Genomic DNA, 25,298 nt, shown 5'->3' on the forward strand with positions numbered 1-25,298 from the left:
GCCCGCATGCGCCGCGTCGTCATCACCGGTTTGGGCATCGTCTCGCCCATCGGCAACAATGCCGAAGAAGTCACCGCCAGCCTGAAGGCCGGCAAATCCGGCATCGTATTCGCCGAGGATTACGCCGAGCGCGGCTTCCGCAGCCAGGTCAAAGGCCAGCCGAAGATCACGCTCGAGGACCATATCGACAAGCGCAACCTGCGCTTCATGGGTCCGGGCGCGGCCTATAACTTCATCGCGATGGAGCAGGCGCTGGCCGATAGCGGTCTCGAAGAGAGCGACATCTCGAACCCGCGCAGCGGCCTGATCATGGGCTCGGGCGGTCCGTCGACCTCGAACTTCTTCGAGGCGCATCGCATCGTCATGGAGAAGGGCTCGCCCAAGCGGATGGGGCCGTTCATGGTCACCCGCTGCATGAGCTCGACGAACTCGGCCTGTCTGGCCACGCCGTTCAAGATCAAGGGCGTGAACTACTCGATCACCTCGGCCTGCTCGACCTCGGCGCATTGCATCGGCAACGGCACCGAGCTGATCCAGATGGGCAAGCAGGACATCGTCTTCGCCGGTGGCGGCGAGGAACTGGACTGGACGCTGAGCTGCCTGTTCGACGCGATGGGCGCGATGTCGTCGAAATATAACGACACGCCCGAGCTGGCCTCGCGCGCCTTCGACGCGACCCGCGACGGGTTCGTCATCGCAGGCGGCGGCGGCGTCGTCGTGCTGGAGGAACTCGAGCACGCCAAGGCGCGCGGCGCGAAGATCTACGCGGAAGTCACCGGTTACGGCGCGACCTCGGACGGCCACGACATGGTGGCGCCGTCGGGCGAAGGCGGCAAGCGGTCGATGAAGCTCGCGGTCGGCACCCTGCCCGAAGGCCGCAAGGTTTCCTACATCAACGCGCATGGCACCTCGACGCCCGCAGGCGACGTGACCGAAGTGCAGGCCGTGCGCCGCGTCTTCGGCGAGGAAAACGTGCCGAAGATCTCCTCGACCAAATCGCTCACCGGGCACTCGCTCGGCGCGACCGGTGTGCATGAGGCGATCTATTCGCTCCTGATGATGCAGAACAATTTCATCACGGCCTCGGCCAACATCACCGAGCTCGACCCGGCGATCAAACCCGAAGAGATCGCGATGGAGCGGATCGACAATGTCGATTTCGACTCGGTCCTGTCGAACAGCTTCGGCTTCGGCGGCACCAACGCGTCGCTCGTGATGAGCAAATATTTGGACTAACGAATTTAAAACGGCGGCAGGGACGGGAATGGCGGAACTGATGAAGGGTAAGCGCGGCCTCGTGATGGGGGTCGCCAACGAGCGCTCAATCGCTTGGGGGATCGCGAAGGCACTGGCCGAGCAAGGCGCGGAACTGGCGTTCTCCTATCAGGGCGAAGCCTTCGGCAAACGGGTCGAGCCGCTGGCCGAGAGCGTGGGCTCCAGCTTCCTGCTGGATGTGGACGTGAATGACGACGCCTCGATGGACGCCGCCTTCGCCAAGCTGAAAGAGGAATGGGGCTCGATCGATTTCGTCGTTCACGCCATCGCCTATTCCGACAAGAGCGAACTCGCGGGCCGGTTCATCAACACCACCCGCGAGAACTTCAAGAACTCGCTGACGATCTCCTGCTACAGCTTCATCGACGTGGCCAAGCGCGCCTCGGAACTGATGAACGAAGGCGGTTCGATGATCACGCTGACCTATATGGGCTCGCAGCGCGTTACGCCCTATTACAACGTGATGGGCGTAGCCAAGGCGGCGCTGGAATCGGCGGTGCGCTATCTGGCGGCCGATCTGGGCCCCGACGGCATCCGCGTGAACGCGATCTCGCCCGGCCCGATGAAGACGCTGGCCGGTGCCGCGATCGGTGGCGCGCGCAAGACCTTCCGCCATACCGAGCACAATTCGCCCCTGCGCCACAACGCGACGCTGGAAGCGATCGGCGGCACGGCCGTTTATCTGCTCTCGGACTATGGCGCTTGCACCTCCGGCGAGATCATCTCGGTCGATAGCGGCTATCACGTCATGGGCATGCCCGCGGCGGAGAACCTGTAAGCTCAGCCAATCGCAAGCAGGGCGCGCGCCGGCCCGTGGGGTGGCGCGGTCCACGCTCTGTGCGGCAGCGCTTTATCCAAGCCACATACCTCGAACGTGGCTGCGTCTCGCGCGGTTGGCCAAGGCGCCAGCCCGCAGGGACGGGCCGGCGCGCGCCCTGCGGCTTCGCCGCGTTCCGGGCGCGGTCTCGTGCTTGAAGCGGACGTCCATCCCTTCCCCCATCCCCTGCCCCGCGTTAGGCTTTCCCGAACACACAGGGAGGCACGCATGGCACTCGGTTTCTCCATCGGCATCATCGGCTCAGGGATGCTCGGCGCAGCGATCGCCGAGGCGCTCTGGCGCGCAGAACCCAAGTCGCTTCTGACGGCCAACCGCTCCGGTGCGAGGCCCGACATTGACGGCTTCCCACCCCAGAACGTGCTGACCGATCCGCAGGCGCTGGCGGAGGCTTGCGACGTGGTGATCCTCTGCGTGCCGCCCGGACCCTCACCGTCGATGCAAACGACAAGCTGGTGATCTCCGTCATGGCGGGCGTGCCGCTGGCCGACCTCACCCGCATCAGCGCCAGCCCCCGCGTGATCCGCGCCATGTCGAGCCCGGCCGCCGCAAAGGGCCTCGCCTATTCGCCGTGGTTCGCGAGCGATGCCGTGACCGAAGACGACCGCGCCCGCACCCGCGCCCTGTTTGAGGCCTGCGGGCAGACAGACGAACTCACCGACGGGGCCCAGATCGACCTCTTCACCGCAATGACGGGCCCGGTGCCGGGCTTCGTCGCCGCCTGCGCCGCCGCAATGGCGCGCCACGCCGAAGAGCAGGGCGTCCCGCCCGAGATCGCAGATCGCGCGGTGCGGCAACTGTTCCTCTCGGCCGGGCAGATGATGGCCGAGGGCCCGACCCCTCAGGCCCATGTGCAGGAGATGATCGACTATGCGGGCACGACGGCCAAGGGCCTGACGACGCTGCGCGACAATGGCTTTGCCGAGCGTCTGGCCGAAGGGCTGCGCGCCGCGACGCAAGCCTCGCGCGAGATCTACTGACCCTTGCACCCCGCCCCGCCGACGCTAGGCTGTGGCCCGGGAGGAAATATCATGTCCATTCAGCTTTGCGTCTTCGACGCTTACGGCACGCTTTTCGACGTCGACGCCGCCGCGCGAAATCTGGCCGCCGAGGAGCCGCGCCTGACCGAGATCTGGCCGCGCCTTGCTGCCGATTGGCGGCGCAAGCAGCTCGAATATAGCTGGCTGCGCGAGGTGATGGGCGATTACGTCGATTTCTGGCAGCTGACCCGCGACGGGCTCGATTGGGCGATGGCGGCGCAGGATCTCGACGATCCCGATCTGGCCGAGCGGCTGATGGCGCTTTACCGCGAATTGCCCGCCTTCCCCGAAGTGCCCGCGATGCTCGACGCGCTGCACCATCGCGGCGTCGGGCGCGCGATCCTGTCGAACGGCGCGCCGGAAATGCTGGGCGCTGCGGTCCATGCGGCGGGCGTGGGGCATCTACTCGACGAGGTGCTCTCGATCCACGAGATCGGCCATTACAAACCCCGCGCCGCCGTCTACGACATGATCGCGCAGAAGATGGGCGTCGAACCGGCGAAAACCTGCTTCGTCTCGTCGAACGGCTGGGATGCGGCTGGCGCGGCCAAGGCGGGCTTCCGGGTGCTGTGGGTCAACCGCGCAAACGCCCCGGTCGAACGGCTGCCCTACAAACCCGCGGCGATCCTGACGGACCTGCGCGCGGTGCCCGACCACCTCTGAGCCGCGCTCACTCCTTCATCTCGCGCAGCGCGCGCCGCAGCCGCATCGTCTGCGCCTGAAACCCTTCCGCATCCGTGTATTCCACGAAATCGCGATACCGCATATGCGCCCCCTTCACCCGATGCGCGTGCTTGATCGGGCACCAGAATTGCTCGGTCCGGCCCGCGATCTCGCGCACATAGCTCAGAAGCCCGTTGCAATAGCCGCAATAGACGCAGTTCAGCTTCTGCAGCGCATTGAGATAGGCCAGATGCTGACGGTCGATCACGATATGATCGGCGCGCTTCACCTTGGCGATGCGGTAGATCGGAAAACAGATCGCCTGATAGAGGCTCACGAAAAGGTCGAGCAGCACGAAGGGCACGATCAGCGAATAGATCACCGGGGCGGTCAGAATGACCATCGGGCGCGCATAGGACAGGAAGCGAAACAGCCCCACCCGCGCGCGCCGATGCGCATCGCGCACGCCCGCCTCGAAGACCACCCGGTTATGGTCGAGCCGGAACGCCATCTTGTCCCGTCTGCGCTCCCATTCCGCTTCGATTTCGTCTTCGAGCGCACTCAGTTTTTCGTGTAATCTATCCAGCGTGTCAGCCATGGCGATCTCCCTCTAAGGCACTATGATCGCTGACAGGTCAGCAATCTAGAGAGGAGCGGCGTAATGGAGTTCTTTACCGCGGATGATGGCGCGAAGATCGCGTATCGCGACAGTGGCAGCGGCGTGCCGGTTTTGGCCCTGTCCGGGCTGACGCGGAACACCCGCGATTTCGACTACGTCGCGCCGCATCTCAAGGACGTGCGGCTGATCTGCATGGACTATCGCGGTCGTGGCGAGAGCGACTGGACCGGCGAGAAAACCTATACCGTGCCGCGCGAAGCGGCGGATGCGCTGCAACTGCTCGATCATCTGGGGATCGAGAAGGCCGCGATACTCGGCACGTCGCGCGGCGGCCTCGTGGGAATGTATCTGGCGCTGACCTCGAAAGAGCGCATGGCCGGGCTCGCGCTGAACGATGTCGGGCCTGTTCTTGACGAGAAGGGGCTGAACAAGATTTTCGACTATATCGGGCGCAACCCGGCGGCGAAGAGCTACGCAGAAATGGCCGAAAAGCTGCCCGAGGCGATGATCGGTTTCGACAAGGTGCCGCCCAATCGCTGGGCGATGGAGGTCCGCCACCACTACGTCGAGACCGATGACGGATTGAAGATTAATTACGACCCGGCGCTTCGCGATGCCTTCCTCGGCGCCTTCAAGGGCGGCGTGGAGCCAGCCTGGCCGCTCTTCGAGGCGACCGAGGGACTGCCAATCGTCCTGATCCACGGCGTGAATTCCGATCTGCTGAGCGACGCCACCGCAGAAGAGATGCAGCGCCGCCGCCCGGACATGATCTATGCCCGCGTCGCCGACCGCGCCCATATCCCCTTCCTCGACGAGCCCGAGGCGCTGGCCGCGCTCGAAGCGTGGATCGAGCGGATCCAAGGGTGAGCGAGGCCCGTGTCACCCTTGTCGCCAGCGCGATCACGCTGATCACGGGCGCGCTCTGGGGGCTTTACTGGCTCCCGGTGCGCGCGCTGGACGGGCATGGTCTGGCGGGCGCGTGGGGCACGGTCGCGATCACTCTGGTCGCCTGCCTCGCCCTTGCGCCCGTCGCCTGGGCCAAGCGGCACGAACTCGCTACCGCCACGCCAGCCGCGCTGATCTCGGTCGCGCTTGGCGGGGCGGCCTTCGCGCTCTATTCGATCGGCTTTCTCTATGGCCGCGTCGCGCTGGTGATCCTGCTGTGGTTTCTCACCCCGGTCTGGTCGGTGCTGATCGGACGGTTCGTACTGGGCTGGCCGGTCTCGCGCCTGCGACTGGCCGCGATCGTCATCGGCCTGTCGGGGCTCGGCCTGATGCTGGGCGCAAGCGGTGGCCTGCCGCTACCCAGCAGCTTGGGCGAATGGATGACGCTCGTAGGTGGCGTGATCTGGTCGGTCGCGACCACGGGGATGCGCACCAAGTCGACGCTCTCCCCCGGCCCCGCCACCTTCGTCTTCGCGCTCGGCGCGGCCCTCACCGCGCTTTGCCTCGCGCCGCTCCTTGCGCCGCTGCCCGCAAGCGGGGTCGATTGGGCCGCAGCACTCGGCCTGACCCTCTCCGCCGGGGTGTTCTGGTGGGGCGCTGCGACCGCCGCGCTGATGTGGGCGACCGTGCGGCTCGAACCGGCGCGGATCGGAATCTTGCTGATGAGCGAGGTGCTGGTCGGCGCGGTCTCCGCCGCGCTGATCGCGGGCGAACAGCTCGCCGCGCTGGAGATCGCAGGCGGCGCGCTGGTGCTGGGCGCAGGGCTGCTGGAGGTCTGGCCTGCGCGCCCTACGCAGCGCGCCGCCTGACCCACCCCATCCGCAAACAAAAAAGGCGCCCCGCAGGGCGCCTTTTTCATAAGATCGCGGCGAGGATCAGTCCTTCGCACGCTCCACATAGGTGGTGTCTTCGGTATTGATCACGATGCGGGTGCCCACGCCGATATGCGGCGGCACCATCACGCGGATCCCGCCGGTGCAGAGCGAGGGCTTGTAGCTCGACGAGGCGGTCTGACCTTTCACGACCGGCTCGGTCTCTTCGACTTCGACGGTGACTTTCTGCGGCAGGTCGATCGCGATCGCGTTCTCCTGGAAGGTCTTGAGGTGAACGCGGATACCGTCGCGCAGGAACACTTTCGCGTCGCCGATCACGTCTTCCTGCACTGCGAGCTGCTCATAGGTCTCGGGGTCCATGAAGTGATAGCCTTCGCCATCCTCATAGAGGAAATCGTATTCGCGCTCTTCGACATGGGCACGCTCGACCTGCTCGGTCGTGCGCCAGCGCTCCGACACCTTCGTGCCGTCCGAGATGCGGCGCATATCGACCTGCGTGACAGGCGTGCCCTTGCCGGGATGGATGTTCTGCGCGGTGATCACGACGTAGAGCTTGTCGTCGATTTCAAGCACGTTGCCCTTGCGGACAGAGGAAGCGATGACTTTCGCCATGAAAGGACCCCTTTGAATTCGGATGAAACAGGCTCTGGCGCCCGGGTTGCTGGTCGCCTAAACCATTTGCGGCCCGATTTCCAGCCTGAAAGGCCTGTCATGCCCCCGTTCTGGACGCCCGAGCGCCACGCCGACCGCCGCCCCGCCCTTCTCGCGCGCAACCGCATTCAGGCGGCGATCCGCGGCTGGCTGGCGACAGAGGATTTCGTCGAGGTCGATCCCTGCGCTCTTCAGGTCTCGCCCGGCAACGAGGCGCATCTGCACGCCTTCGCCACCGAGATGATCGGCAATGACGGCGCGGCGCGGCGGATGTATCTGCACACCTCGCCCGAATTCGCGATGAAGAAACTGCTGGCGGCGGGCGAGCCGCGCATCGCCGCCTTCGCCCATGTCTGGCGCAACCGCGAGGCGGGCAAGCGTCATTCGCCCGAATTCACCATGCTGGAATGGTATCGCGCGGGCGAAGACTATACCGCACTGATGGCCGATTGCGCGGCGCTGCTGCGGCTGGCAGCCGAGGCCGCGGGATCGACGTTGCTGCGCTATGGCACCGCCGAATGCGACCCCTTTGCCGAACCCGAGCGGCTGTCGGTCGCCGACGCCTTCCAGCGCCATGCCGGGATCGACCTGCTCGCCACCTGCGACGGCGCCAAGACCGACGCGGAAGCCCTGCGCGCGCAATGCGAGGCGATCGACTTTGCCGTGGCGCCGGGCGACAGCTGGTCCGACATCGTCTCGAAACTGCTGGTCGCGAAGGTCGAGCCGCATCTGGGCCACGGCCGCGCGACGATTCTGGATCGCTATCCGCTGGCCGAGGCCGCGCTGGCCCGCCCGGCCCCCGATGACGGACGTGTCGCCGAACGGTTCGAGCTTTACGCCTGCGGGGTCGAACTCGCGAACGGCTTTGGCGAGCTGACCGATCCGGCCGAGCAGCGCCGCCGCTTCGAGGGCGATATGGATCTGAAGGAAGAACTCTACGACGAGCGTTACCCGATCGACGAAGATTTCCTCGCCGCCCTCGAGATCATGCCCGAGGCCTCGGGCATCGCGCTTGGCTTCGACCGGTTGGTGATGCTCGCGACCGGCGCGCCGAAGATCGAGGATGTGCTCTGGGTGCCGGTGGGCGGCGCGACGGGCTGAGGCTCAGCCCTTCCCGCCCTTCTTCTCGGCGGCATGATCGGCCAGCATCTTGAACGGCACCACCCGCAGCGCATCGCGATGGGTCGAGGCCAGCATCACCTCGGGCGCGCAGCCCTCCTGCACCGCCTGCAAGAAGCGCGAGGCGCACAGGCACCATTGGTCGCCCGGTTTCAGCCCCGGAAAATCATATTCCGGGCGCGGCGTGCTCAGGTCGTTGCCGAGATATTTCGAGAAGGCGAGAAACTCCGCCGTCATCACCGCGCAAACCGTATGCGAGCCGCCATCCTCCCAGCAGGTGTTGCACTTGCCATCGCGGAAGAACCCGGTGCGGGGCTTGAGCGAACAGGGCTGCAAGGCGCCGCCCAGCACGTTGATCGCCTCATACATCTGCATCGCGCAGCCCTCCCTGTCAGGAAACCTCTGCGATGCGGCGCAACATGGCAAGGTTTTCCTCCTCGACGCCCTCCTCCTTGAAGCGCCAATCGGCGGCGTTGATCGCGATCACCGTGTCGGTCGCGGGGCTGACATAGATATGCTGACCATAGATGCCGCGCGCGAAATAATCGCCGCCGTGATCCGCCGTATCGACGGGCACCCACCATTGATAGCCGTAGCCCTCGCCCTTCGGCGCCTGCAGCGCGGTGGATTGCGCAACCCAGTCCTCGGGCACGATCTGGCGACCGTTCCAGAATCCCTTTTGCAGGAACATCTGGCCGAAGCGCGCATAGTCCCGCGTCCGCAGGTTCAGCCCGCCAAGGACGAAGCTGACGCCCAGCCCGTCGGTCAGCATCACCGGAGCGGCCTCCAGCCCCATCGGCGCGATCAGCAATTCGCTCATCACCTCCGCCGGATCGGCCCCGGTCGCACCCGCGATCACCATCCCCAGAACATGCGTATCGATCGAGACATAGAGCATCCGCGCGCCCGGCTCCGCTTCGCGGATCTTGAGCGAGGCAGCGAAGGCGTCCATCGACCGTCCCATCGCGAGAACACGGCCCATCTTGTTGATATCCGAATGGAAATCCAGATAGTCCTCGTTGAAGGCCACGCCCGAGGACATCACCAGCGCATCGCGGATCGTCACGCCCTCATAGCCCGAGCCCTTCAGCTGCGGCGCAAAGCGGGTGAGCGGCGCGTCGAGATCGGGGATCACGCCCTGATGGTGCAGGATGCCCAGCGTGGCCGAGAGGAAGCTCTTCGCCATCGACCAGGAGATGCGCAGATCTTCCGGCGCGGTGCCGCGGAAATAGCGTTCATGGGTGATCTGGCCGTGACGCAGCTTCACCAGCGCGGTGACCCAGCGCCGGTCGATCCAATCCTCGACGCCCTCGGGCAGCGCCTCCTCCGCGCCGCGGGCCAACTCCGACACCGGCCCGTCGCCGCGCGCGATCTCGCGCGAATGAAACAGCGCGGGCATATTGGAGAAATTGCCGACGATCCGGTCGGGCTCGAACAGGCGGTTCACCGCGCGCAGCCGCGCGATCTCGTCGCGCTTCCACCATGCGAGCCCCGCAATCGGCAGCGCCGCCGCCATGCCGACCCGGATCGCGCCCCGCATCGCCTTTTGTCCAAGCTGTTTCATCGCGCGTCCCCTCGCCGCATATCTTCACGGCAAGGAAGCACGCCCCACGCCGTTGCGGCAAGGAGAACCGGGCGTCATCGCGCAGATGCGATGCGCCCAAGGTCAGTAGATATAGCGGATCTGGTCGGTCCAGTAGCGCTCCATCCGGCGCAGCGTGTGGTTCATCTCTTCCATCGCGTCGAAGGTGATGACGCCGCGCGTCTCCATCCCGCAGGCGTGGCGCTCGAACAGGGTCGCCACGTTCTCGCGCAGTTCGCGCCCCTTCGCGGTCAGGCGCACCCGCACCGAGCGGCGATCGATCTCGCAGCGCTGATGGTGCATGTAGCCCGCCTCCACCAGCTTCTTGAGATTGTAGGAGACGTTCGACCCCTGATAATAGCCGCGGGTCTTCAGCTCCCCCGCGGTCACCTCGTTCTCGCCCACGTTGAACAGCAAAAGCGCCTGCACCGGGTTGATCTCGAGGATGCCCAGCCGCTCGAACTCGTCCTTGATGACGTCGAGCAGCAAGCGATGCAGCCGCTCCAGCAGCGAGAGGCTGTCCAGATATCCCGCCATCAGCCCCGGCATCGCCGGGACGGGCGTCATGTCTCTTGCAGATTTCTGCACGGTCATAGCATTCTCCGCCAGTTTCGCTGCCCCTGACGCAAGACAGTGGCGGGAAATGGCAAAGATACCGTTAAGCGGCCCGAATTCTTCGAAAATTCGCGCAAAACCCTATGAAATCCGGGGCTTCCGCGCCGTTTTCAGGTTTTCGTAATGTGGCGCTCGCGCGCGAACTGGCCGATTACGGAGAGCAGATCGAGGTATTTCGGCGGGCAAGGCTGCGCGCCCGAGACCCACGGATACAGGTCCTGATCGTTCTCTTCGAGAAGCTGGTCATAGAGATCGAGAGTGGCGGCATCCAGATCGGGCAGGCACGCATCGGCGTAAGGCCCGAGGATCAGGTCCATTTCCTTGATCCCGCGCCGCCAGCTGCGCATCTTCATCCGTTTCAGCCGCGCCTCTCGCGTCTCTGTCATCAACTCTCTCCTGCCACCAAGCGCTTCTCCAGCCGTGCCAGCCGCACATCGAGATCTTCGAGCCCGGACCGCACTTCCCGGATTTCGCGCACGAGGGCGCGTTCCGCCTTTGCCTCTTCTCCCTGTTCGGGCGGGCCGTCAAGCCCCTCGCCCGATCCGGTCAGCAGCCACATCAGCGTCACGTTGAGCATCCCCGACAGCATCTGCAGCCGGTTCGCGCGCGGCTCAAGCACGTCTTCTTCCCAGGCCTGCAGCGTCTCGAGCCGGACGCCCAGCTGCGTTGCCAGATCCTCCTGGCTCAACCCTGCCGCTTCGCGCGCGCCCGCAAGCCGGTCGCCGAACGTTGCGCTCGCCTCGCCATACCAATCGTCGACCATGTCTCTCTCCCGCTTTCGCTTGAACGCTTCTGGTGCCGAGCCTAGAAGTTTGCCGAACGAGTTACAAATCAAGGGCGACGCGATGGCATTCCTTTCCGACACGCTTGCACGGGTGAAACCTTCGCCGACGGTCGCGATGACCGGAAAGGTGGCCGAATTGCGCGCCCAAGGCCGCGATGTGATCGGCCTTTCGGCGGGCGAGCCCGATTTCGACACGCCCGAGTCGATCAAGGACGCCGCGAAAGAAGCGATCGACGCAGGCCGCACGAAATACACCGCGGTGGACGGCATCGCCGAGCTGAAACAGGCGGTCTGCGCCAAGTTCGCCGGCGAAAACGGCCTGTCCTACACGCCCGAGCAGGTCTCCGTCTCCTCGGGCGGCAAGCAGGTGTTGTTCAACGCGCTGATGGCGACGCTCAATCCCGGCGACGAGGTGGTGATCCCGACGCCTTACTGGGTCAGCTACCCCGATATGGTGCTGATCGGCGGCGGCACGCCTGTCTTCGTGCCTGGCGATCCCGCGACGGGCTACAAGATCAGCCCCGAGGCCCTGGAAGCGGCGATCACGCCGAACACCAAATGGTTCCTCTTCAACTCGCCCTCGAACCCCTCGGGCGCGGCCTATTCGCGTGAGGAGCTCAAGGCGCTGACGGAGGTGCTGATGCGTCATCCGCATGTCTGGGTGATAACCGACGACATGTATGAACATCTCACCTTCGACGGGTTCGAATTCACCACGCCCGCGCAGGTCGAACCCGCGCTCTATGATCGCACGCTGACGGTCAACGGCGTCTCCAAGGCCTATGCGATGACCGGCTGGCGGATCGGCTATGCGGCGGGCCCGAAAGAGCTGATCGCGGCGATGCGCAAGGTGCAATCGCAATCCACCTCGAACCCCTGCTCGATCTCGCAATGGGCCGCCGTCGAGGCGCTCAACGGCCCGCAGGATTTCATCGACACCTTCCGCACCGCCTTCAAGCGGCGGCGCGATCTGGTGGTGGCCGGGCTCAACGCCTGCCCCGGCATCTCCTGCCCGACGCCCGAGGGCGCGTTCTACGTCTACCCCTCGATCAAGGACTGCATCGGCAAGACCTCCGCAGGCGGGCGCAAGATCGAGAGCGACGAGGATTTCGCCAATGCGCTGCTGGAAGAAAACAACGTCGCCGTGGTCTTCGGCGCGGCCTTCGGGCTTTCACCGAATTTCCGCATCAGCTACGCTACATCGGACGCGGCCCTGACCGAGGCCTGCGCCCGGATCAAGGCCTTCTGCGAAGGGCTGTCATAAGGCGGAACGGCCGAGGGAGACTGGCGAATGACTGACTTGCCCGAGTATTACTTCCGGGTGAAGGAAAACGGCGCGACGGTGTTTCGCGTCGACACCGAGAACCGTCAGCGCCGGATCGAGATGGACCCGATCGCCAATATCAACATCCGCAACGGCGAGATCAAACCGCAGGGCGACCGGGTTCTGACCGAGGAAGACCGCGCCGAGATCGAGGCGTGGATGGCGCATCGCCGCGAGGTGCTCGCCCAGCGCGATGTCGACGACATCCTGCGCGCGGTCGATCACCTCAATCTCGTCGCGCAATGGGCGCAGTCGAAAGCGACCGACGCGCAGCTCGAAGAGATTACGGATACCTTATTGCTGACGATGCACGACCTGCGCAGCGTCCTGGTGCGCAAAAAGGCCGAACGGCTGACCAGCGAGGGCTGAGCCCCCGCCTCCTCCGGCCTCAGCCTTTCGAGATGAACCCGGTGATCGGATAGACGCGGCCCAGCGCGCCGGGATTGCTCATGACGCGCACGCGGCTCCAGTCGTTCTTTTCCGAGACATCCACCACGACCATGTCGAGCGACACCTTGTTACGCTCCCAATTCGCATGATCGACGCGGATCTGACGCGGCGAGTCGACGCCCGACACCACCGCGATATGCCCCAGCGGATTGCGACGGGTCGCCGAGAAGGCCATCACCGAGCCGACCTTCGGCTGATGACCGCGCGCATAAAGCCCCTTGGCCTGCGACCACCACGTCTTGGCATTGCCGCGAATGTCGATGCCCGAGGCGTTGCGCGCAAACGGCACGCACCAGACGCGCTGCCGCTTGGCACGCATCTGCTTGGCCACTTCGACGGCATAGGCGCGGCGTTCGAGATTGACGGAGCTCGCCTGATCCCGCGCGCTGGCAAAGCCCATCCTGTCGCCGCTGGTCGGGCTGCAGGCCGAGACGGTCAGCGCCGCGATCAAAACAAGCGAGAGAGGGGCCGCACGGCCCGCAAGATCAGAGATGGAGAGCATGGGCGATCACTGTCGATGTCGAATTGTTGCGTCTTCGTTACCACCTCCATAGCCGCGAATACCCCCTTCGCCGAAGGAGAATTTCGCCACACGTCAGCGGGTTGGCAACAATCCGCTTACAGAAATGTAATGTAGGGAACCTTGTCGGATCTCACGATGCGCATTCTACGGGTGACGGTCCGAGGGACAGCGCGCATGGAGGTAGATTTCGGCCCAGGCGAAGCCCGGATCGATCCCCCGCTCGGCCAGCCACGCCTCCTGCAACCGGTAGGCCTCCGGCTCGGCCGCCGCCGGACAGGGCCAGTCGCGCGCGTGGAACTGCGCGCGGTGGATCAACTCATGCAGCAGCGAGGAAAGCCGCATCGGATCGTCTTCGGACCACGGCCCGACAAGGAAGATTCGATCCTCCATCAGATCATAGGCCGCGCGAAGATCGGGATCGACCAGAAGGTCATGCCCCTCATAGGTGATGACCTCCCCGCTCTGGCACATGAAGATCGCAGGCGCGCCCTGCGGCACCGTGTAGTCGCTATGCGCCTCGATCCACGCGGCGAGCGCTTCCGTCACCGCATCGGGCACGGACATCGGCAGCGGCGCGGGACAGGCCCCGACCGCTGCCGGACATAACAGTGCAAGCCCTATGACGATGGCTCGGATCATCACGCCTCCTTCCCAGACAGGATAGCAGGCAAGCGGCGATCACGAAAATGACGCCGGTCATAAGGACCGATGGCGCAAGCCGCGCCGCCCTATTTCGGCATCATCGGCGGCGCCATCACGATATAGGGCGTCGTGGGGGCCTCCCCGGGCGGCAAGGCCTCGGGCATCGGCTCCCCCGGGTCTCCGAGCGATTTGATATACTGGTAGAGCGAGCGCAGATCGCTCTCGGGCATCGCATGCACGTTGTAGAACGGCATCGGCGGCTTGGCGGTGAAGGTCTGCGCGTATTTCACGAAACCGTCCTCGTCCATGTCCTTGATCTCATCGCGCAGATTGACCGCGTAGGTCGTGCCCCATGGCCCCTGCCAGCCAAGCGGCACGCCTTTGAGCGCCGCCTCCGGATCGATCTTGCCGCCGGACTCGTTGTAACCGGCCGTGTGGCAGTCGTGGCATCCCGAGGTGATCGAGACCAGTTTGCCCCGCTCCACCGAGACCTCCTGAGCCACAACAGCCGAAGAGCTGGCCAGCGCGCCAAGCGCGGCCAGAATAAGAACGCGTTTCATGGGTTTCTCCCTCCCTAACAGACGCGCCCCTCCCGGCCCGTCTCTCCCTGAGGTCCGGCCTTACGTCCAAACAGACCTGACCTTGCGGAAAGGATGCGCCCACAGGGGCGAGTCGGGCAATTAGAAAAAAGATGGACCCTCGCGGCCATGCTCAGGCGACGGGCAGTAATCGCGCAGCGGGCCGCGCCCTGCACCTCAGACGCTGACCACCTCGCGCAACGCCTCGCGCGTCAGGGTCTCTTTCGTGCCCTCCATCGCGACCGCGCCGCGTTTGAGCACGTAGAAGCTATCGCCCAGATCATGCGCGAAGTCGAAATACTGCTCGACCAGCACGATCGCCATATCGCCCTTCTCGCGCAGGTAGGAGATCACCCGCCCGATCTGCTGGATGATGTTGGGCTGAATGCCCTCGGTGGGCTCATCCAGCAACAACAGCTTCGGCTTCATCAGCATCGCGCGGGCAATCGCCAATTGCTGCTGCTGCCCGCCCGAGAGGTCCCCGCCCCGGCGATTGAGAAAATCCTTCAGGATCGGGAAGAGCTCGTAAATCTCATCCGGGATGACATGCTCGGATTTCGGCAGGCAGGCGAAAGCCGTCTCCATATTCTCGCGCACGGTCAGCAGCGGGAAGATCATCCGGCCCTGCGGCACATAGCCCAAGCCCGCCTTCGCCATCGCCTGCGGCGGCACCCGGCCCATCTCGGCACCATCGAGCGTGACAGACCCACCCGAACGCAGATGCGTCCCCGAGATCGCCTTCAGCAGCGAGGTCTTGCCCACCCCGTTGGTGCCCATGATGCAGGTCACCTCGCCCGCACGCGCCACCATGTCGATCCCGTGCAGGATCTGGCTGCCCCCGTAATGGAGCGTCAGCCCCTCGGTCTTCAGCATCGCGGGTTTTGTCAGATCAGCGGCCAAGATACACCTCGATCACGCGTTTATCGGCGGTCACATGGTCAAGCGAGCCTTCCGCCAGAACCGACCCCTCATGCAGCACCGTCACCTTGCAGTTCAGACGGCGCACGAATTCCATGTCATGCTCGACCACGACCACGGCATGATCGCGCGCCAGATCGACCAGCAGCGCGGTGGTCTGCTCGCGCTCGGCCAAGGTCATCCCGGCGGCGGGTTCGTCGACCAGCAGCAGTTTCGGCTCCTGCGCCAAGAGCATCCCGATCTCCAGCCATTGCTTCTGCCCGTGGCTCAGCTCGCCCGATTTGCGCGGCAGCTGATTGGCGAGACCCACCTGCGCCGCGATCTCTTCGACGCGCGCCCGATCGGCAGCCCCCGCCTTCCAGCCCAGCACCGCAAAGGGGCTGCGATTGGCCTTGAGCGCCATCATCAGGTTCTCGGTCACGGTCTGATCCTCGAAAACCGTGGGCTTCTGGAATTTCCGCCCGATCCCGATCCGCGCGATCTTCGCCTCGTTGAGCCGCAGCAGGTTGGTCGAGCTTTCGCCCCACAGCACCGAGCCCTCATCGGGGCGCGTCTTGCCGGTCACGATATCCATGAAGGTCGTCTTGCCCGCCCCGTTCGGCCCGATCACCGCGCGCAGTTCGGTCGGGCCGATATTGAAGCTCAGGTTATTGATCGCCTTGAACCCGTCGAAGCTGACGGAGATGCCGGAGACCTCCAGCAGGGTCTGCACCCCTGCTCCCGGTTTGACCGCCGTCGTCATTCCTGCGCCTCCTCTTCCCGGAAGGAGCCCTTATCCGGCCCGAGCGGCGCGCCATGACGGTTCGGACGGCGAATACCCTCGAAGAGGTCGACAAGCCCCGACAGCCCTTTCGGTGCGAACAAGGTCACCAGCACGAAGGCGAGCCCCAACAGCACCTGCCACCAGTCGACCCAGTCGATCGTGTAGAAGCCCAGCGGCAGATCGGGCACGCGCCCCCCGGTGAACCAGCTCGAGACGATGGAGACGAAGGCCGCCCCCATCACCGCACCGTAAAGCCGCCCGCGCCCGCCAATCGCAACCCAGACCGCGAGGTAGATCGACGCGATGGGCGCCATCTCGCCCGGATTGATGATCCCCGCCTGAGGGTAATAGAGCGCCCCCGCAATGGCCGCGATCACCGCCGTCAGGGTGAAGACGAACAGCTTGTAGCCCTCGACCGAATACCCAAGGAAGCGCACCCGCGCCTCGTCGTCGCGGATGCCACGGATGACCGAGCCGAACTTGCCCGAGACGATCAGCGACGCCGCGATATAGCCCAGCCCCAGCGCCAAAGCCGAGGCCCAGAGGAACCAGATGGACAGATGATCCTGCCCCGCGCTCACGCCCGGAATGTTCTGCAGCCCCGAAAGCCCGTTATTGCCGCGCAGCCCGCTCTCGTTTTGGAACAGGTAGAGCGACAGCGCCAGCGTCATCGCCTGCGTCAGGATCGACAGATACACGCCCGTCACGCGCGAGCGGAACGCGAGCCAGCCGAAAACCAGCGCCAAGAGCCCCGGCACCAACACCACGAACAAAAGCTGCATCGGCAGGTTGCCCGCGAAAGTCCAGATCGCGGGCAGATCGGACCCGCCCACCACGCCGAAAATCTGCGTGCCGATCGCGTCATTGACTTCCTGCGGCGTCATCGGGAACTCGCCTGCGGATTTCAGCACGATGTCGCGGGTGCGCTCATACATCAGCCACATGCCGATCATGTAGCCGCCCAGCCCGAAGAAGGCGAAATGGCCGAGCGACAGGATGCCCGTATAACCCCAAACCAGATCCATCGCGATGGCGATCAGGCACAGGCACAGCGTCTTGCCCAGCGTCTTGACCATCGAGGTCGAGATCGCCCCCGGCCCGTAGGCATGGGAGAGGAAGGTGACGCCCAACGTGAAGACCGCGAGGATCAGCAGGAACCACAAGACGGACGGGTTCTTGGCGAGAAATCCGGATTTCATGCGCGGACCTCCAAGGTTGCGGCGGGGGTTTCGCACCCCCGCACCCCCGCGGGATATTTGGACCAAGAGGAAGGGATAAGAGTGCGTTGCATGCTCAATCCCCCGCGGCCCGGCCCTTGAGCGCGATGATGCCGCGCGGGCGGAACTGGATGAAGATGATGATGAAGAGGATCATGTAGGTCTGCGCCGCGAGCGTATTCGATGGGTTGAGCCACTCGATCCCCTTTTGCAGCACGCCGATCAGCGTGGCACCTGCAAGCGTGCCGAAGATCGAGCCAACGCCGCCCACCACGACCGTCATGAAACTCTGAACGATATAGTCCTGCCCCATCTCGGAGGTGACTTTCGCGAAAAGCCCGATCGCCACGCCCGCGATCCCGGCGATGCCCGACCCAAACCCGAAGGCGAGCATGTTGATGCGATCTGGGTTGATGCCCATCGAAGCCGCCATCGACGGGTTCTGCGTGACCGCGCGGACTTCCAGCCCGAGGCGCGTCTTGCGCATCACCCAAAGGTAGAGGGCGAGGAATACGAGCGCCAAGACGAAGATCGCGATGCGAATATAGCTGATCGACACCACGTCGTTGAGCGTCCACGCACCTTCCAGCCACGGCGGCGAGGTCAGCGGACGGGCTTGCGTGCCGAAGATATTCTTGAATAGCTGCTGCAGCGCGATGGAGATGCCGAACGTGGCCAGCAGCGTCTCCAGCGGACGTTTGTAGAGGTACCGGATCACCAGCCGCTCCATTGCGACGCCAGCCCCGAAGGTGATCGCAAATGCCAGAGGCAGCGCGATCAGGATCGACAGCGTATAATCGGGCACGAAAAGCTGCACGACATAGCCCGTATAGGCGCCCATCGTGATGAACTCGCCATGCGCCATGTTGATCACGCCCATCACCCCGAAGGTGATCGCCAGCCCGATGGCGGCGAGGAAATAGATCGAGGCCAGCGAGAGCGCATCGAGGCCGAGATCGACCGTCTGCATCCCCGCCACCGTGCGGCTCACGCGGGTCAGCGCGGCTTCGGCGGCGGTGGTCACCTCCGGGTCGGGCTCGGCATAGATATCGGCGAATTGGTGATCGGCGACGAGCGCGGCGGCCTCTGCGTCGGTCAGCCGCTGCGGCACCTCGCCAGCGGCAGCCAGCGTCGCATAGGCTTCCTCGCGCTTGGCCGGGTCGGCCATCGCCGCCAGCGGCAGCCCGCCCACCTGACCGTTCTCGACATGCGCGGCCAAGGCCTGCTGCATCTGAGAGGCCGATATCCGCGCGGGCGCCAAATCGGCGCTCACCAGCATCGCATAGGCCTCATCCTCGGGGATATCGCGGCCCGGCTTGAGCGTTTCCGCGACATTGCCCTCGGGCGCGCCCTCGAAAACCCTGCGGGTCGTCGCCACCAGCGGGTTCAGCGTCGCCCGGAAATCCAGCCCCAGATCGGCGCCGAAACTGTCGATCGCCGCGACGCGCTCTGCGGCATCCTCGCCGAAGCGGATCGTCAGCAGGCGCTCCAGCCGCTGTTTTTCCGCCTTGATCCCGGGATCGGGTTCGTCGGGGATCGAGGCGCGCAGAGGCTCCAGATGCGAGGCCTCGCCATTGCGGTCGATCGCGGTCAGCGCCTCGCGGCGTTTCTTTGGATCGGGATCGCTCAGCAGAAACCGCACCAGCGCCACGCCGATCTCGGCCCGCACGCCGGAATTCGGCTTCACTTCCTTGATGTCGGATTTCGGCGCGGTGCCGGCGGGTTCTCCGGTGACCGGATCGCTCAGCTCATAGTCGCTGCCGGATTTCTTCACGATGAAGAAGGCGCCATCGCTTTCGCGCAGCCCCACGCGCTTGTCGGACCAGGCCTGCAGGAAGCGCGAGGCCCCCTCGCCCGACGCCGCGATCGCCTCGATCACCGGGCCGATCGTGCGACGCGACGGCTTGGCGACCTGCTTGGCATAGTCCTTCAGCACGGCGCGCAGCCCCGTGGCTTCGCTTTGCGTGGCCTCCGCCTGCGGCGCGCTGCCGGCGTCCTGCGCCAGCCCCGGCACGGCCAATGCCAGCACAATCCCGAGCGCGATCAAAAACTTGCGCATCCCGTCCCCTTAGGATGAAACGGCCGGGAGAGGCGCACCCCTCCCGGCCAAGACACGATCAGTAGTTCGATTTCTTCTGAACGCAGGTTTCGGTCTCGGTGTTGTACATGCCGCAATCGAGACCCGGCCAATCCGACTTGAGCACCGCCGATTCCGGCAGGAAGTCGGTCCAGGCGTCGCCCGGCACGGGGTCGGTCTGCGAGATGATGTCGAACTGACCGTCTTCCATGATCTCGCCGATGAGGACCGGCTTGGTCAGGTGGTGGTTCGGCAGCATCTTCGCGGTGGAGCCGGTGAGGTTCGGGAATTCCTGCCCCGGCATTGCGGCGATGACTTCGTCGACATCGGTGGAGCCGACCTGCTCGACCGCCTGCACCCACATGTTGAAGCCGATATAGGTGGCTTCCATCGGGTCGTTGGTTACGCGGCTGTCGTCGCCGGTGAAGGCATGCCACTGCTCGATGAAGGCCGCATTTTCCGGCGTATCGGCGCTCTCGAAGTAGTTCCACGCGGCCAGCTGACCGACGAGGTTCTTGAGATCCGCCTCACCCAGACCGGACAGTTCCTCTTCGCCGACCGAGAAGGCCACGACGGGGATGTCCTCGGCGGTGATGCCCGACGCCGCCAGCTCCTTGTAGAAGCCGATATTCGCGTCGCCGTTGATCGTCGAGATCACGCCGACCTTCTTGCCGTCCGCGCCCAGCGCCTTCACGTCGGAGACGATCTTCGACCAGTCCGACTGACCGAAGGGAGTGTAGTTCACGAAGATATCTTCCTTCGCGATGCCCTTGTCCTGCAGATAGGCTTCGAGAATGTTGTTCGTGGTGCGCGGATAGACATAGTCGGTGCCCAGCAGCGCGAATTTCTCGACGCCAAGCTCTTCGAGGAAGTAATCCACCGCCGGGATCGCCTGCTGGTTCGGTGCCGCACCGGTGTAGAACACGTTGCGCGAGCTTTCCTCGCCCTCGTATTGCACCGGGTAGAACAGCAGGCCGTTGAGTTCTTCGAGAACCGGCAGCACCGATTTGCGCGACACGGAGGTCCAGCAGCCGAAGATCACGTCGACATTGTCCACAGTGATCAGCTCGCGCGCCTTTTCGGCGAACAGCGGCCAGTCGGAGGCCGGGTCGACCACGACCGCTTCCAGCATCTTGCCGTTGATGCCGCCTTTCTTGTTCTGCTCTTCGACCAGCATCAGGACCGTGTCCTTCAGCGTGGTTTCCGAGATCGCCATCGTGCCCGACAGCGAGTGCAGAACGCCAACTTTGATCTTGTCGTCCTCCTGCGCGAAGGCGAGGCCCCCGCTCATCGACATGGCCCCGGCCAGAGCCGCAGACATCATAAGTTTACGCCGATTGATCATTTCATTTCCCTCGTTAGCGTCGACCCTGCGCGGCCCTTGATGGGCTCATTCTGCAGGTGCCGAACCTCCACTATTGGTAACGGTCGGGGCCATTCCTCCGACCAGGGCGCATAGCCGGGCGCCTCCGATATCCAAGCCCTCATGCTGCGATGCGGCAAAAAATTCCGGCACCACGCAGCAAAAAACCCGCCGAATGGGCGGGTCTGCCGAAGTTTTCGCACAAATTGTGACTTTTCGCCCAATAAACGGGCAACTATTTCGTTATCAGGCTGGAATCGGTTTCAGCGCCAAACCACCCTCACGCTCGAGAAATGCGACGATCTCCTCGATGCCCGCACCTTGGCGCAGCCGCGCCATGACATAGGGCTTCGACCCGCGCGCGCTCTGCGTATCGGCCTCCAGCTGCGCCAGATCGACGCCGACATGCGGCGCGAGGTCCACCTTGTTCACCACCAGAAGGTCGGACTTCGTCAGCCCCGGACCGCGCTTGCGCGGGATATCCTGCCCCGCCGCCGTGTCGATCACATAGATCGTCAAATCGGCCAGTTCCGGCGAAAAGGTCGCGGCCAGATTGTCACCGCCGCTCTCAATCAGCACCAGTTCCAGATCGGGCAGTTTCGCGGTCAGATCGGCAATGGCCGCGAGGTTGATCGACGCATCCTCGCGGATCGCCGTATGCGGGCAGCCGCCCGTCTCGACGCCGCGGATCCGCTCGCCCGGCAGCACCTGCGCGCGCATCAACGCCTCTGCATCCTCGCGCGTATAGATGTCGTTCGTCACCACCGCCATCGACACGCGCGACGCCAAGGCCCGCGCCAGCTGCTCGGTCAGCGTGGTCTTGCCCACGCCCACCGGTCCGCCAATACCCACGCGCAAAGGTCCGTTGCCCATATCCTCACCTCAAGTCTTGAAGAGACGCACATCGAGCGTCTCGTGCTTCATGGCCGAGACCTCGGCGCGAAAGGCGCTGAAGCTCAGGTCCGTCAGTTCCGCCTGCGCCGCGCGTGCCGCGATCTCGGCGATTTTTCCGTGCAGGTCGCTCAGAACCGTTTGTCCCGCGATTTGCCCCAAAGGGACAAGCCGGATCGCCGCAGAGACGAGGTTCGACGCGAAAGAATGCTGGAAGAGGGAAATCACCTGCGCGGCCGGCAGGTCCAGATCGCGCGCCGCCTCGGCCAGTGCGACCGGCAAGATCCGCGGCGGCAGCTCGACGCCCCGCAACCCCGCCTGCGCCAGCGTGAAGGCCGCCCCCTGCTCCGCCGTCTCGCGCAGCCGCTCGGCCGAACCCGCCATCGCACGGCCCAGCGCATCCAGCTCATCTAGATCGCCACCGCGCAGCCCGCAGGCCAGCAGCACCGCATCGGACCAGCCCGCGCCGTGCTCCAGCACATCCCCCAGCCAAATGGCGAACCCCGCCGCATCCCCGATCTCACCCGCCGCCACCGCCTGCTCCAGCCCGTGTGAATAGGCGAACGCCCCGGTCGGAAAGGCCGGGGAGAGCCATTGCATCAGGGACAGGGGCGCGGTCGGATCAGGCATGGTCGTGATGATGGTCGTGGCTGTGCGAATGGTCGTGGTCATGCGAATGGGAATGCCCATGGCCATGCGAATGCCCGTGCTCATGCCCCATCGTGCGCCCCATCCCGTAGGCGCCGCCCTCGGGTTGGAAGGTCTCGACCGCAGGCGACACCCCGGCGCCCAACTGCTTCAGCATCGCTTCCAGCACATGATCGGCGCGGATCACCAGCCGCTCCGCCTCGATCTGGCAGGGCGTGTGACGGTTGCCGATATGCCAGGCCAGCCGTGTCAGATCGCCCGTCATCACCAGCACCGGCTCCAGCGCCGGGCGCACCTCGATGAAACGACCGTCCTCCAGCACGAAGGCCTCACCGCCCGTGAGGTTCGTCACCTCCGGCAGATCCACGAGAAATCCCGCGCCCGAGCCCGCAACCAGCCGTTTGCGGCGCAGGAAACGCCCCTCGTAATCCAGCGCCACATAGTCGACCGCCGCCTGCCAGGCGCCCTTCGGCGCTACTTTTTCGGCCTTCGGATAATCGCTCATTCTCTCGGCTCTCCTTAACGCTTTCTCAAACCTCCGACCGCAGACTGCTCCGCAGCAAAGGAGTCTTTCAATGTTCCACCATTGCTTCGAACCGCGCACTCCCGCGGACGAGCTGGCCCAAATCCGCGCGCAGATCGCACAACTCAAACGCCGCGAGGCAGAGCTGCGCGAGGCCTATCTTACCCAGCCCGACATGCCCTGTCTCGGCCGCTGGACGAAGGTGGAGATCGTCACCAGCCGCCGCCAGGTGCTGGAGCCGCGCCTGCTGCCGCCCGAAATCCGCTCCGACCCGGCCTTTCAGCGCGAGAAAGTGACCCGCACGCTGCAAACCCGACCGCATGATCCGACGCGGCACCGCCTGCCCGAACTCGTCAGGGACACGGATCGCGGGCTGCGCCTCGTATCCGGCGGCTGACGCCATCCTCAGAAGAGGAAGTAACGCTGCGCCAGCGGCAGAACCTCCGCCGGTGCGCAGGTCAGCAATTCGCCATCCGCGCGCACCTCGTAGGTCTCGGGATGCACGTCGATCTCGGGCGTCGCCGCATTGTGGATCATCTGCGCCTTGCCGATGCCGCGCGTGCCCTCGACGGCGAGCGTCTGTTTCTGCAGCCCCAGGCTCGCCGCCAGCCCATTGGCCTGCGCCGCCTGACTGATGAAGGTGACGGAACTCGCATGCCGCGCGCCACCCAGCGCCCCGAACATGTCGCGCGTGTAGAAGGGCTGCGCCGGGATCGACCCGTTCGGATCGCCCATCTGCGCCGAGACGATCGACCCGCCGATCAGCACCATATCGGGCTTCGCGCCGAAGAAAGCCGGGTTCCACAGCACCAGATCGGCACGCTTACCCACTTCGATCGAGCCGATATGCTGTCTCATCCCGTGGGTGATCGCCGGGTTGATCGTGTATTTCGCGATGAACCGCTTCACCCGCACGTTGTCATTATCGCCCTGCTCTTCCGGCAGACGCCCGCGCTGTTTGCGCATCTTGTCCGCCGTCTGCCAGCAGCGAATGATCACCTCGCCCACGCGCCCCATCGCCTGACTGTCCGAGCTGATGATCGACATCGCGCCCATGTCATGCAGGATATCCTCGGCCGCGATCGTCTCTTTCCGGATACGGCTTTCGGCGAAGGCCACATCCTCGGGCACCTTGTTATCGAGGTGGTGACACACCATCAGCATATCGAGATGCTCTTCGATCGTGTTACCGGTATAGGGCCGCGTCGGGTTGGTCGAAGACGGGATCACGTTCGGCGCGCTCACCACCTTCAGGATGTCCGGCGCATGGCCGCCCCCCGCCCCTTCGGTGTGGAAGGCGTGGATCGTGCGGCCCTTGATCGCGGCCAGCGTATTCTCCACGAAGCCGCTCTCGTTGAGCGTGTCGGTGTGGATCATCACCTGCACGTCCATGTCGTCGGCCACCGACAGACAGCAATCGATCGCGCCCGGCGTCGTGCCCCAATCCTCGTGCAGTTTCAGCGCACAGGCGCCGCCCTCGACCATCTCGACCAGCGCCTCGGGGCGCGAGGCATTGCCCTTGCCCGACAGCGCGAGATTGACCGGCAGCGCGTCGAAGCTCTGCAGCATCCGCGCGATATGCCACGGCCCCGGCGTGCAGGTCGTGGCCAGCGTGCCATGCGCGGGGCCCGTGCCGCCGCCCAGCATCGTCGTCATCCCCGACGCCAGCGCATCCTCGATCTGCTGCGGGCAGATGAAGTGGATGTGCGCATCGAACCCGCCAGCCGTCAGGATTTTCCCTTCCGCGGCAATGACTTCCGTCCCCGGCCCGATGATGATGTCGACATTCGGCTGCGTGTCGGGATTGCCCGCCTTGCCGATCGCCACGATCTGCCCAGCCCTAAGGCCGACATCCGCCTTGTAGATCCCCGAATGGTCCACGATCAGCGCATTGGTGAGGACCGTATCGACCGCGCCGCCCGCGCGGGAGATCTGGCTCTGTCCCATGCCGTCGCGGATCACCTTGCCGCCGCCGAACTTGACCTCTTCGCCATAGGTGGTCAGGTCGCGCTCGACCTCGATGATCAGATCGGTATCGGCGAGCCGCACCCGGTCGCCGGTGGTGGGGCCGAACATATCGGCATAGGTGCTACGCGAGATCGTGGCCGGCATCAGAGCGCCCCCATAACTTTCTGATTGAATCCATAGACTTCACGCGAGCCGCGATAGGGCACCAGCCGCACTTCGCGGCTCTGGCCCGGCTCGAACCGCACCGCCGTTCCGGCTGCGATGTCCAGACGATAGCCGCGCGCGGCGTCCCGGTCGAACTCCAACCCCGGATTGGTCTCCGCGAAATGGTAATGCGAGCCGACCTGCACCGGGCGGTCGCCGGTATTGGCGACCATCAGCGTGATCGCCTCGCAGCCCTCATTCAGCGTGATCTCGCCCGCCGCGGGCAGGATTTCTCCGGGGATCATCGG

At 64.8% G+C, this 25,298-nt stretch carries 31 protein-coding genes; 11 read left to right on the top strand and 20 right to left on the bottom strand.

Annotated elements, in window-relative coordinates; genetic code table 11:
* Positions 1-6: 6 nt before the first annotated feature.
* From fabB to AC2TZ7_RS16680, 5 genes are all read left to right on the top strand, one after another.
* Positions 7-1,236 (top strand): beta-ketoacyl-ACP synthase I, encoded by a 1,230-nt coding sequence (gene fabB, locus AC2TZ7_RS16660; protein ID WP_489865059.1) that lies wholly within the window; start codon positions 7-9, stop codon positions 1,234-1,236.
* Between the two features lie 28 nt (positions 1,237-1,264).
* On the top strand, positions 1,265-2,053 hold the full coding sequence (locus AC2TZ7_RS16665; RefSeq protein ID WP_078547986.1) for an enoyl-ACP reductase FabI: 789 nt from the start codon (positions 1,265-1,267) through the stop codon (positions 2,051-2,053).
* A gap of 267 nt (positions 2,054-2,320) precedes the next feature.
* Entirely contained in the window at positions 2,321-2,569 is a 249-nt protein-coding gene (locus tag AC2TZ7_RS16670; protein WP_489865060.1) for an NAD(P)-binding domain-containing protein, read from the top strand.
* Complete coding sequence (locus AC2TZ7_RS16675) at positions 2,566-3,090, top strand: pyrroline-5-carboxylate reductase family protein (RefSeq protein ID WP_489865061.1); 525 nt, start codon at positions 2,566-2,568, stop codon at positions 3,088-3,090. Before AC2TZ7_RS16670 ends, AC2TZ7_RS16675 begins: the two co-directional genes overlap by 4 nt.
* Before the next feature lie 51 nt (positions 3,091-3,141).
* Positions 3,142-3,813: a haloacid dehalogenase type II gene (locus AC2TZ7_RS16680; RefSeq protein WP_489865062.1), complete on the top strand. Its 672-nt coding sequence runs from the start codon at positions 3,142-3,144 to the stop codon at positions 3,811-3,813.
* A gap of 7 nt (positions 3,814-3,820) precedes the next feature.
* On the opposite strand, the gene AC2TZ7_RS16685 is transcribed toward AC2TZ7_RS16680, so the two are convergent.
* Complete coding sequence (locus tag AC2TZ7_RS16685; RefSeq protein WP_489865063.1) at positions 3,821-4,411, bottom strand: hypothetical protein; 591 nt, start codon at positions 4,409-4,411, stop codon at positions 3,821-3,823.
* Positions 4,412-4,474: 63 nt separating this feature from the next.
* On the opposite strand from AC2TZ7_RS16685, the gene AC2TZ7_RS16690 reads away from it, so the two are divergent.
* The gene (locus AC2TZ7_RS16690; RefSeq protein ID WP_489865064.1) at positions 4,475-5,299 is read left to right on the top strand and encodes an alpha/beta fold hydrolase; all 825 of its coding nucleotides are present in this window, start codon (positions 4,475-4,477) and stop codon (positions 5,297-5,299) included.
* A complete protein-coding gene (locus AC2TZ7_RS16695; protein WP_489865065.1) occupies positions 5,296-6,186 on the top strand; it encodes a DMT family transporter in 891 nt (296 codons plus the stop codon). The genes AC2TZ7_RS16690 and AC2TZ7_RS16695 overlap by 4 nt, the downstream gene beginning before the upstream one ends.
* A 66-nt stretch (positions 6,187-6,252) precedes the next feature.
* Here AC2TZ7_RS16695 and efp read toward each other — a convergent pair whose 3' ends face one another.
* On the bottom strand, positions 6,253-6,822 hold the full coding sequence (efp, locus tag AC2TZ7_RS16700; RefSeq protein ID WP_098411617.1) for an elongation factor P: 570 nt from the start codon (positions 6,820-6,822) through the stop codon (positions 6,253-6,255).
* 99 nt (positions 6,823-6,921) lie between these two features.
* Here efp and epmA point away from each other — a divergent pair, with 99 nt between their 5' ends.
* Positions 6,922-7,962, top strand: coding sequence for an EF-P lysine aminoacylase EpmA (gene epmA, locus AC2TZ7_RS16705; RefSeq protein ID WP_489865066.1), 1,041 nt, complete (start codon positions 6,922-6,924; stop codon positions 7,960-7,962).
* A gap of 3 nt (positions 7,963-7,965) precedes the next feature.
* On the opposite strand, the gene AC2TZ7_RS16710 is transcribed toward epmA, so the two are convergent.
* From AC2TZ7_RS16710 to AC2TZ7_RS16730, 5 genes are all read right to left on the bottom strand, one after another.
* Entirely contained in the window at positions 7,966-8,355 is a 390-nt protein-coding gene (locus AC2TZ7_RS16710) for a DUF2237 family protein (protein WP_489865067.1), read from the bottom strand.
* A gap of 16 nt (positions 8,356-8,371) precedes the next feature.
* Complete coding sequence (locus AC2TZ7_RS16715) at positions 8,372-9,544, bottom strand: serine hydrolase domain-containing protein (protein ID WP_489865068.1); 1,173 nt, start codon at positions 9,542-9,544, stop codon at positions 8,372-8,374.
* Positions 9,545-9,646: 102 nt separating this feature from the next.
* Positions 9,647-10,156 (bottom strand): MarR family winged helix-turn-helix transcriptional regulator, encoded by a 510-nt coding sequence (locus AC2TZ7_RS16720; RefSeq protein WP_489865069.1) that lies wholly within the window; start codon positions 10,154-10,156, stop codon positions 9,647-9,649.
* Between the two features lie 131 nt (positions 10,157-10,287).
* Positions 10,288-10,563, bottom strand: a complete 276-nt coding sequence (locus AC2TZ7_RS16725) for an FAD assembly factor SdhE (RefSeq protein WP_078601651.1) — start codon at positions 10,561-10,563, stop codon at positions 10,288-10,290.
* Positions 10,563-10,940 (bottom strand): helix-turn-helix domain-containing protein, encoded by a 378-nt coding sequence (locus AC2TZ7_RS16730; RefSeq protein ID WP_078520249.1) that lies wholly within the window; start codon positions 10,938-10,940, stop codon positions 10,563-10,565. The genes AC2TZ7_RS16725 and AC2TZ7_RS16730 overlap by 1 nt, the downstream gene beginning before the upstream one ends.
* An 82-nt stretch (positions 10,941-11,022) precedes the next feature.
* Between AC2TZ7_RS16730 and AC2TZ7_RS16735 the strand changes: the two genes are divergently transcribed.
* Positions 11,023-12,225, top strand: a complete 1,203-nt coding sequence (locus AC2TZ7_RS16735) for a pyridoxal phosphate-dependent aminotransferase (RefSeq protein ID WP_489865070.1) — start codon at positions 11,023-11,025, stop codon at positions 12,223-12,225.
* Between the two features lie 27 nt (positions 12,226-12,252).
* A complete protein-coding gene (locus AC2TZ7_RS16740) occupies positions 12,253-12,654 on the top strand; it encodes a hypothetical protein (protein ID WP_152844794.1) in 402 nt (133 codons plus the stop codon).
* A gap of 19 nt (positions 12,655-12,673) precedes the next feature.
* Here AC2TZ7_RS16740 and AC2TZ7_RS16745 read toward each other — a convergent pair whose 3' ends face one another.
* From AC2TZ7_RS16745 to ureE, 11 genes are all read right to left on the bottom strand, one after another.
* Positions 12,674-13,237 carry a CHAP domain-containing protein gene (locus AC2TZ7_RS16745; RefSeq protein ID WP_489865071.1) on the bottom strand — a complete coding sequence of 188 codons (564 nt, stop codon included), beginning with the start codon at positions 13,235-13,237 and terminating at the stop codon, positions 12,674-12,676.
* A gap of 165 nt (positions 13,238-13,402) precedes the next feature.
* A complete protein-coding gene (locus tag AC2TZ7_RS16750; RefSeq protein WP_489865072.1) occupies positions 13,403-13,897 on the bottom strand; it encodes a DUF6647 family protein in 495 nt (164 codons plus the stop codon).
* Positions 13,898-13,986: 89 nt separating this feature from the next.
* Entirely contained in the window at positions 13,987-14,460 is a 474-nt protein-coding gene (locus tag AC2TZ7_RS16755; RefSeq protein ID WP_489865073.1) for a c-type cytochrome, read from the bottom strand.
* A gap of 195 nt (positions 14,461-14,655) precedes the next feature.
* Positions 14,656-15,351 carry an urea ABC transporter ATP-binding subunit UrtE gene (urtE, locus tag AC2TZ7_RS16760; RefSeq protein ID WP_075776995.1) on the bottom strand — a complete coding sequence of 232 codons (696 nt, stop codon included), beginning with the start codon at positions 15,349-15,351 and terminating at the stop codon, positions 14,656-14,658.
* A gap of 16 nt (positions 15,352-15,367) precedes the next feature.
* Positions 15,368-16,108, bottom strand: coding sequence for an urea ABC transporter ATP-binding protein UrtD (urtD, locus tag AC2TZ7_RS16765; RefSeq protein ID WP_489866836.1), 741 nt, complete (start codon positions 16,106-16,108; stop codon positions 15,368-15,370).
* 26 nt (positions 16,109-16,134) lie between these two features.
* Complete coding sequence (urtC, locus tag AC2TZ7_RS16770; RefSeq protein ID WP_489865074.1) at positions 16,135-17,358, bottom strand: urea ABC transporter permease subunit UrtC; 1,224 nt, start codon at positions 17,356-17,358, stop codon at positions 16,135-16,137.
* Positions 17,359-17,452: 94 nt separating this feature from the next.
* Positions 17,453-19,435 (bottom strand): urea ABC transporter permease subunit UrtB, encoded by a 1,983-nt coding sequence (urtB, locus tag AC2TZ7_RS16775; protein WP_489865075.1) that lies wholly within the window; start codon positions 19,433-19,435, stop codon positions 17,453-17,455.
* Positions 19,436-19,493: 58 nt separating this feature from the next.
* A complete protein-coding gene (gene urtA / locus AC2TZ7_RS16780; RefSeq protein WP_255266562.1) occupies positions 19,494-20,774 on the bottom strand; it encodes an urea ABC transporter substrate-binding protein in 1,281 nt (426 codons plus the stop codon).
* A 288-nt stretch (positions 20,775-21,062) separates the two neighbouring features.
* On the bottom strand, positions 21,063-21,689 hold the full coding sequence (gene ureG, locus AC2TZ7_RS16785) for an urease accessory protein UreG (protein ID WP_098411628.1): 627 nt from the start codon (positions 21,687-21,689) through the stop codon (positions 21,063-21,065).
* A gap of 9 nt (positions 21,690-21,698) precedes the next feature.
* Entirely contained in the window at positions 21,699-22,337 is a 639-nt protein-coding gene (locus AC2TZ7_RS16790) for an urease accessory protein UreF (protein ID WP_489866837.1), read from the bottom strand.
* Complete coding sequence (ureE, locus tag AC2TZ7_RS16795) at positions 22,330-22,860, bottom strand: urease accessory protein UreE (protein ID WP_489865076.1); 531 nt, start codon at positions 22,858-22,860, stop codon at positions 22,330-22,332. The genes AC2TZ7_RS16790 and ureE overlap by 8 nt, the downstream gene beginning before the upstream one ends.
* Before the next feature lie 70 nt (positions 22,861-22,930).
* On the opposite strand from ureE, the gene AC2TZ7_RS16800 reads away from it, so the two are divergent.
* The gene (locus AC2TZ7_RS16800; RefSeq protein ID WP_489865077.1) at positions 22,931-23,275 is read left to right on the top strand and encodes a hypothetical protein; all 345 of its coding nucleotides are present in this window, start codon (positions 22,931-22,933) and stop codon (positions 23,273-23,275) included.
* Positions 23,276-23,283: 8 nt separating this feature from the next.
* On the opposite strand, the gene ureC is transcribed toward AC2TZ7_RS16800, so the two are convergent.
* Positions 23,284-24,990 carry an urease subunit alpha gene (ureC, locus tag AC2TZ7_RS16805; protein WP_489865078.1) on the bottom strand — a complete coding sequence of 569 codons (1,707 nt, stop codon included), beginning with the start codon at positions 24,988-24,990 and terminating at the stop codon, positions 23,284-23,286.
* Positions 24,990-25,295 (bottom strand): urease subunit beta, encoded by a 306-nt coding sequence (locus tag AC2TZ7_RS16810; RefSeq protein ID WP_078520264.1) that lies wholly within the window; start codon positions 25,293-25,295, stop codon positions 24,990-24,992. The genes ureC and AC2TZ7_RS16810 overlap by 1 nt, the downstream gene beginning before the upstream one ends.
* Positions 25,296-25,298: the final 3 nt, after the last annotated feature.

This window comes from Thioclava sp. ISO4 (assembly GCF_058105145.1).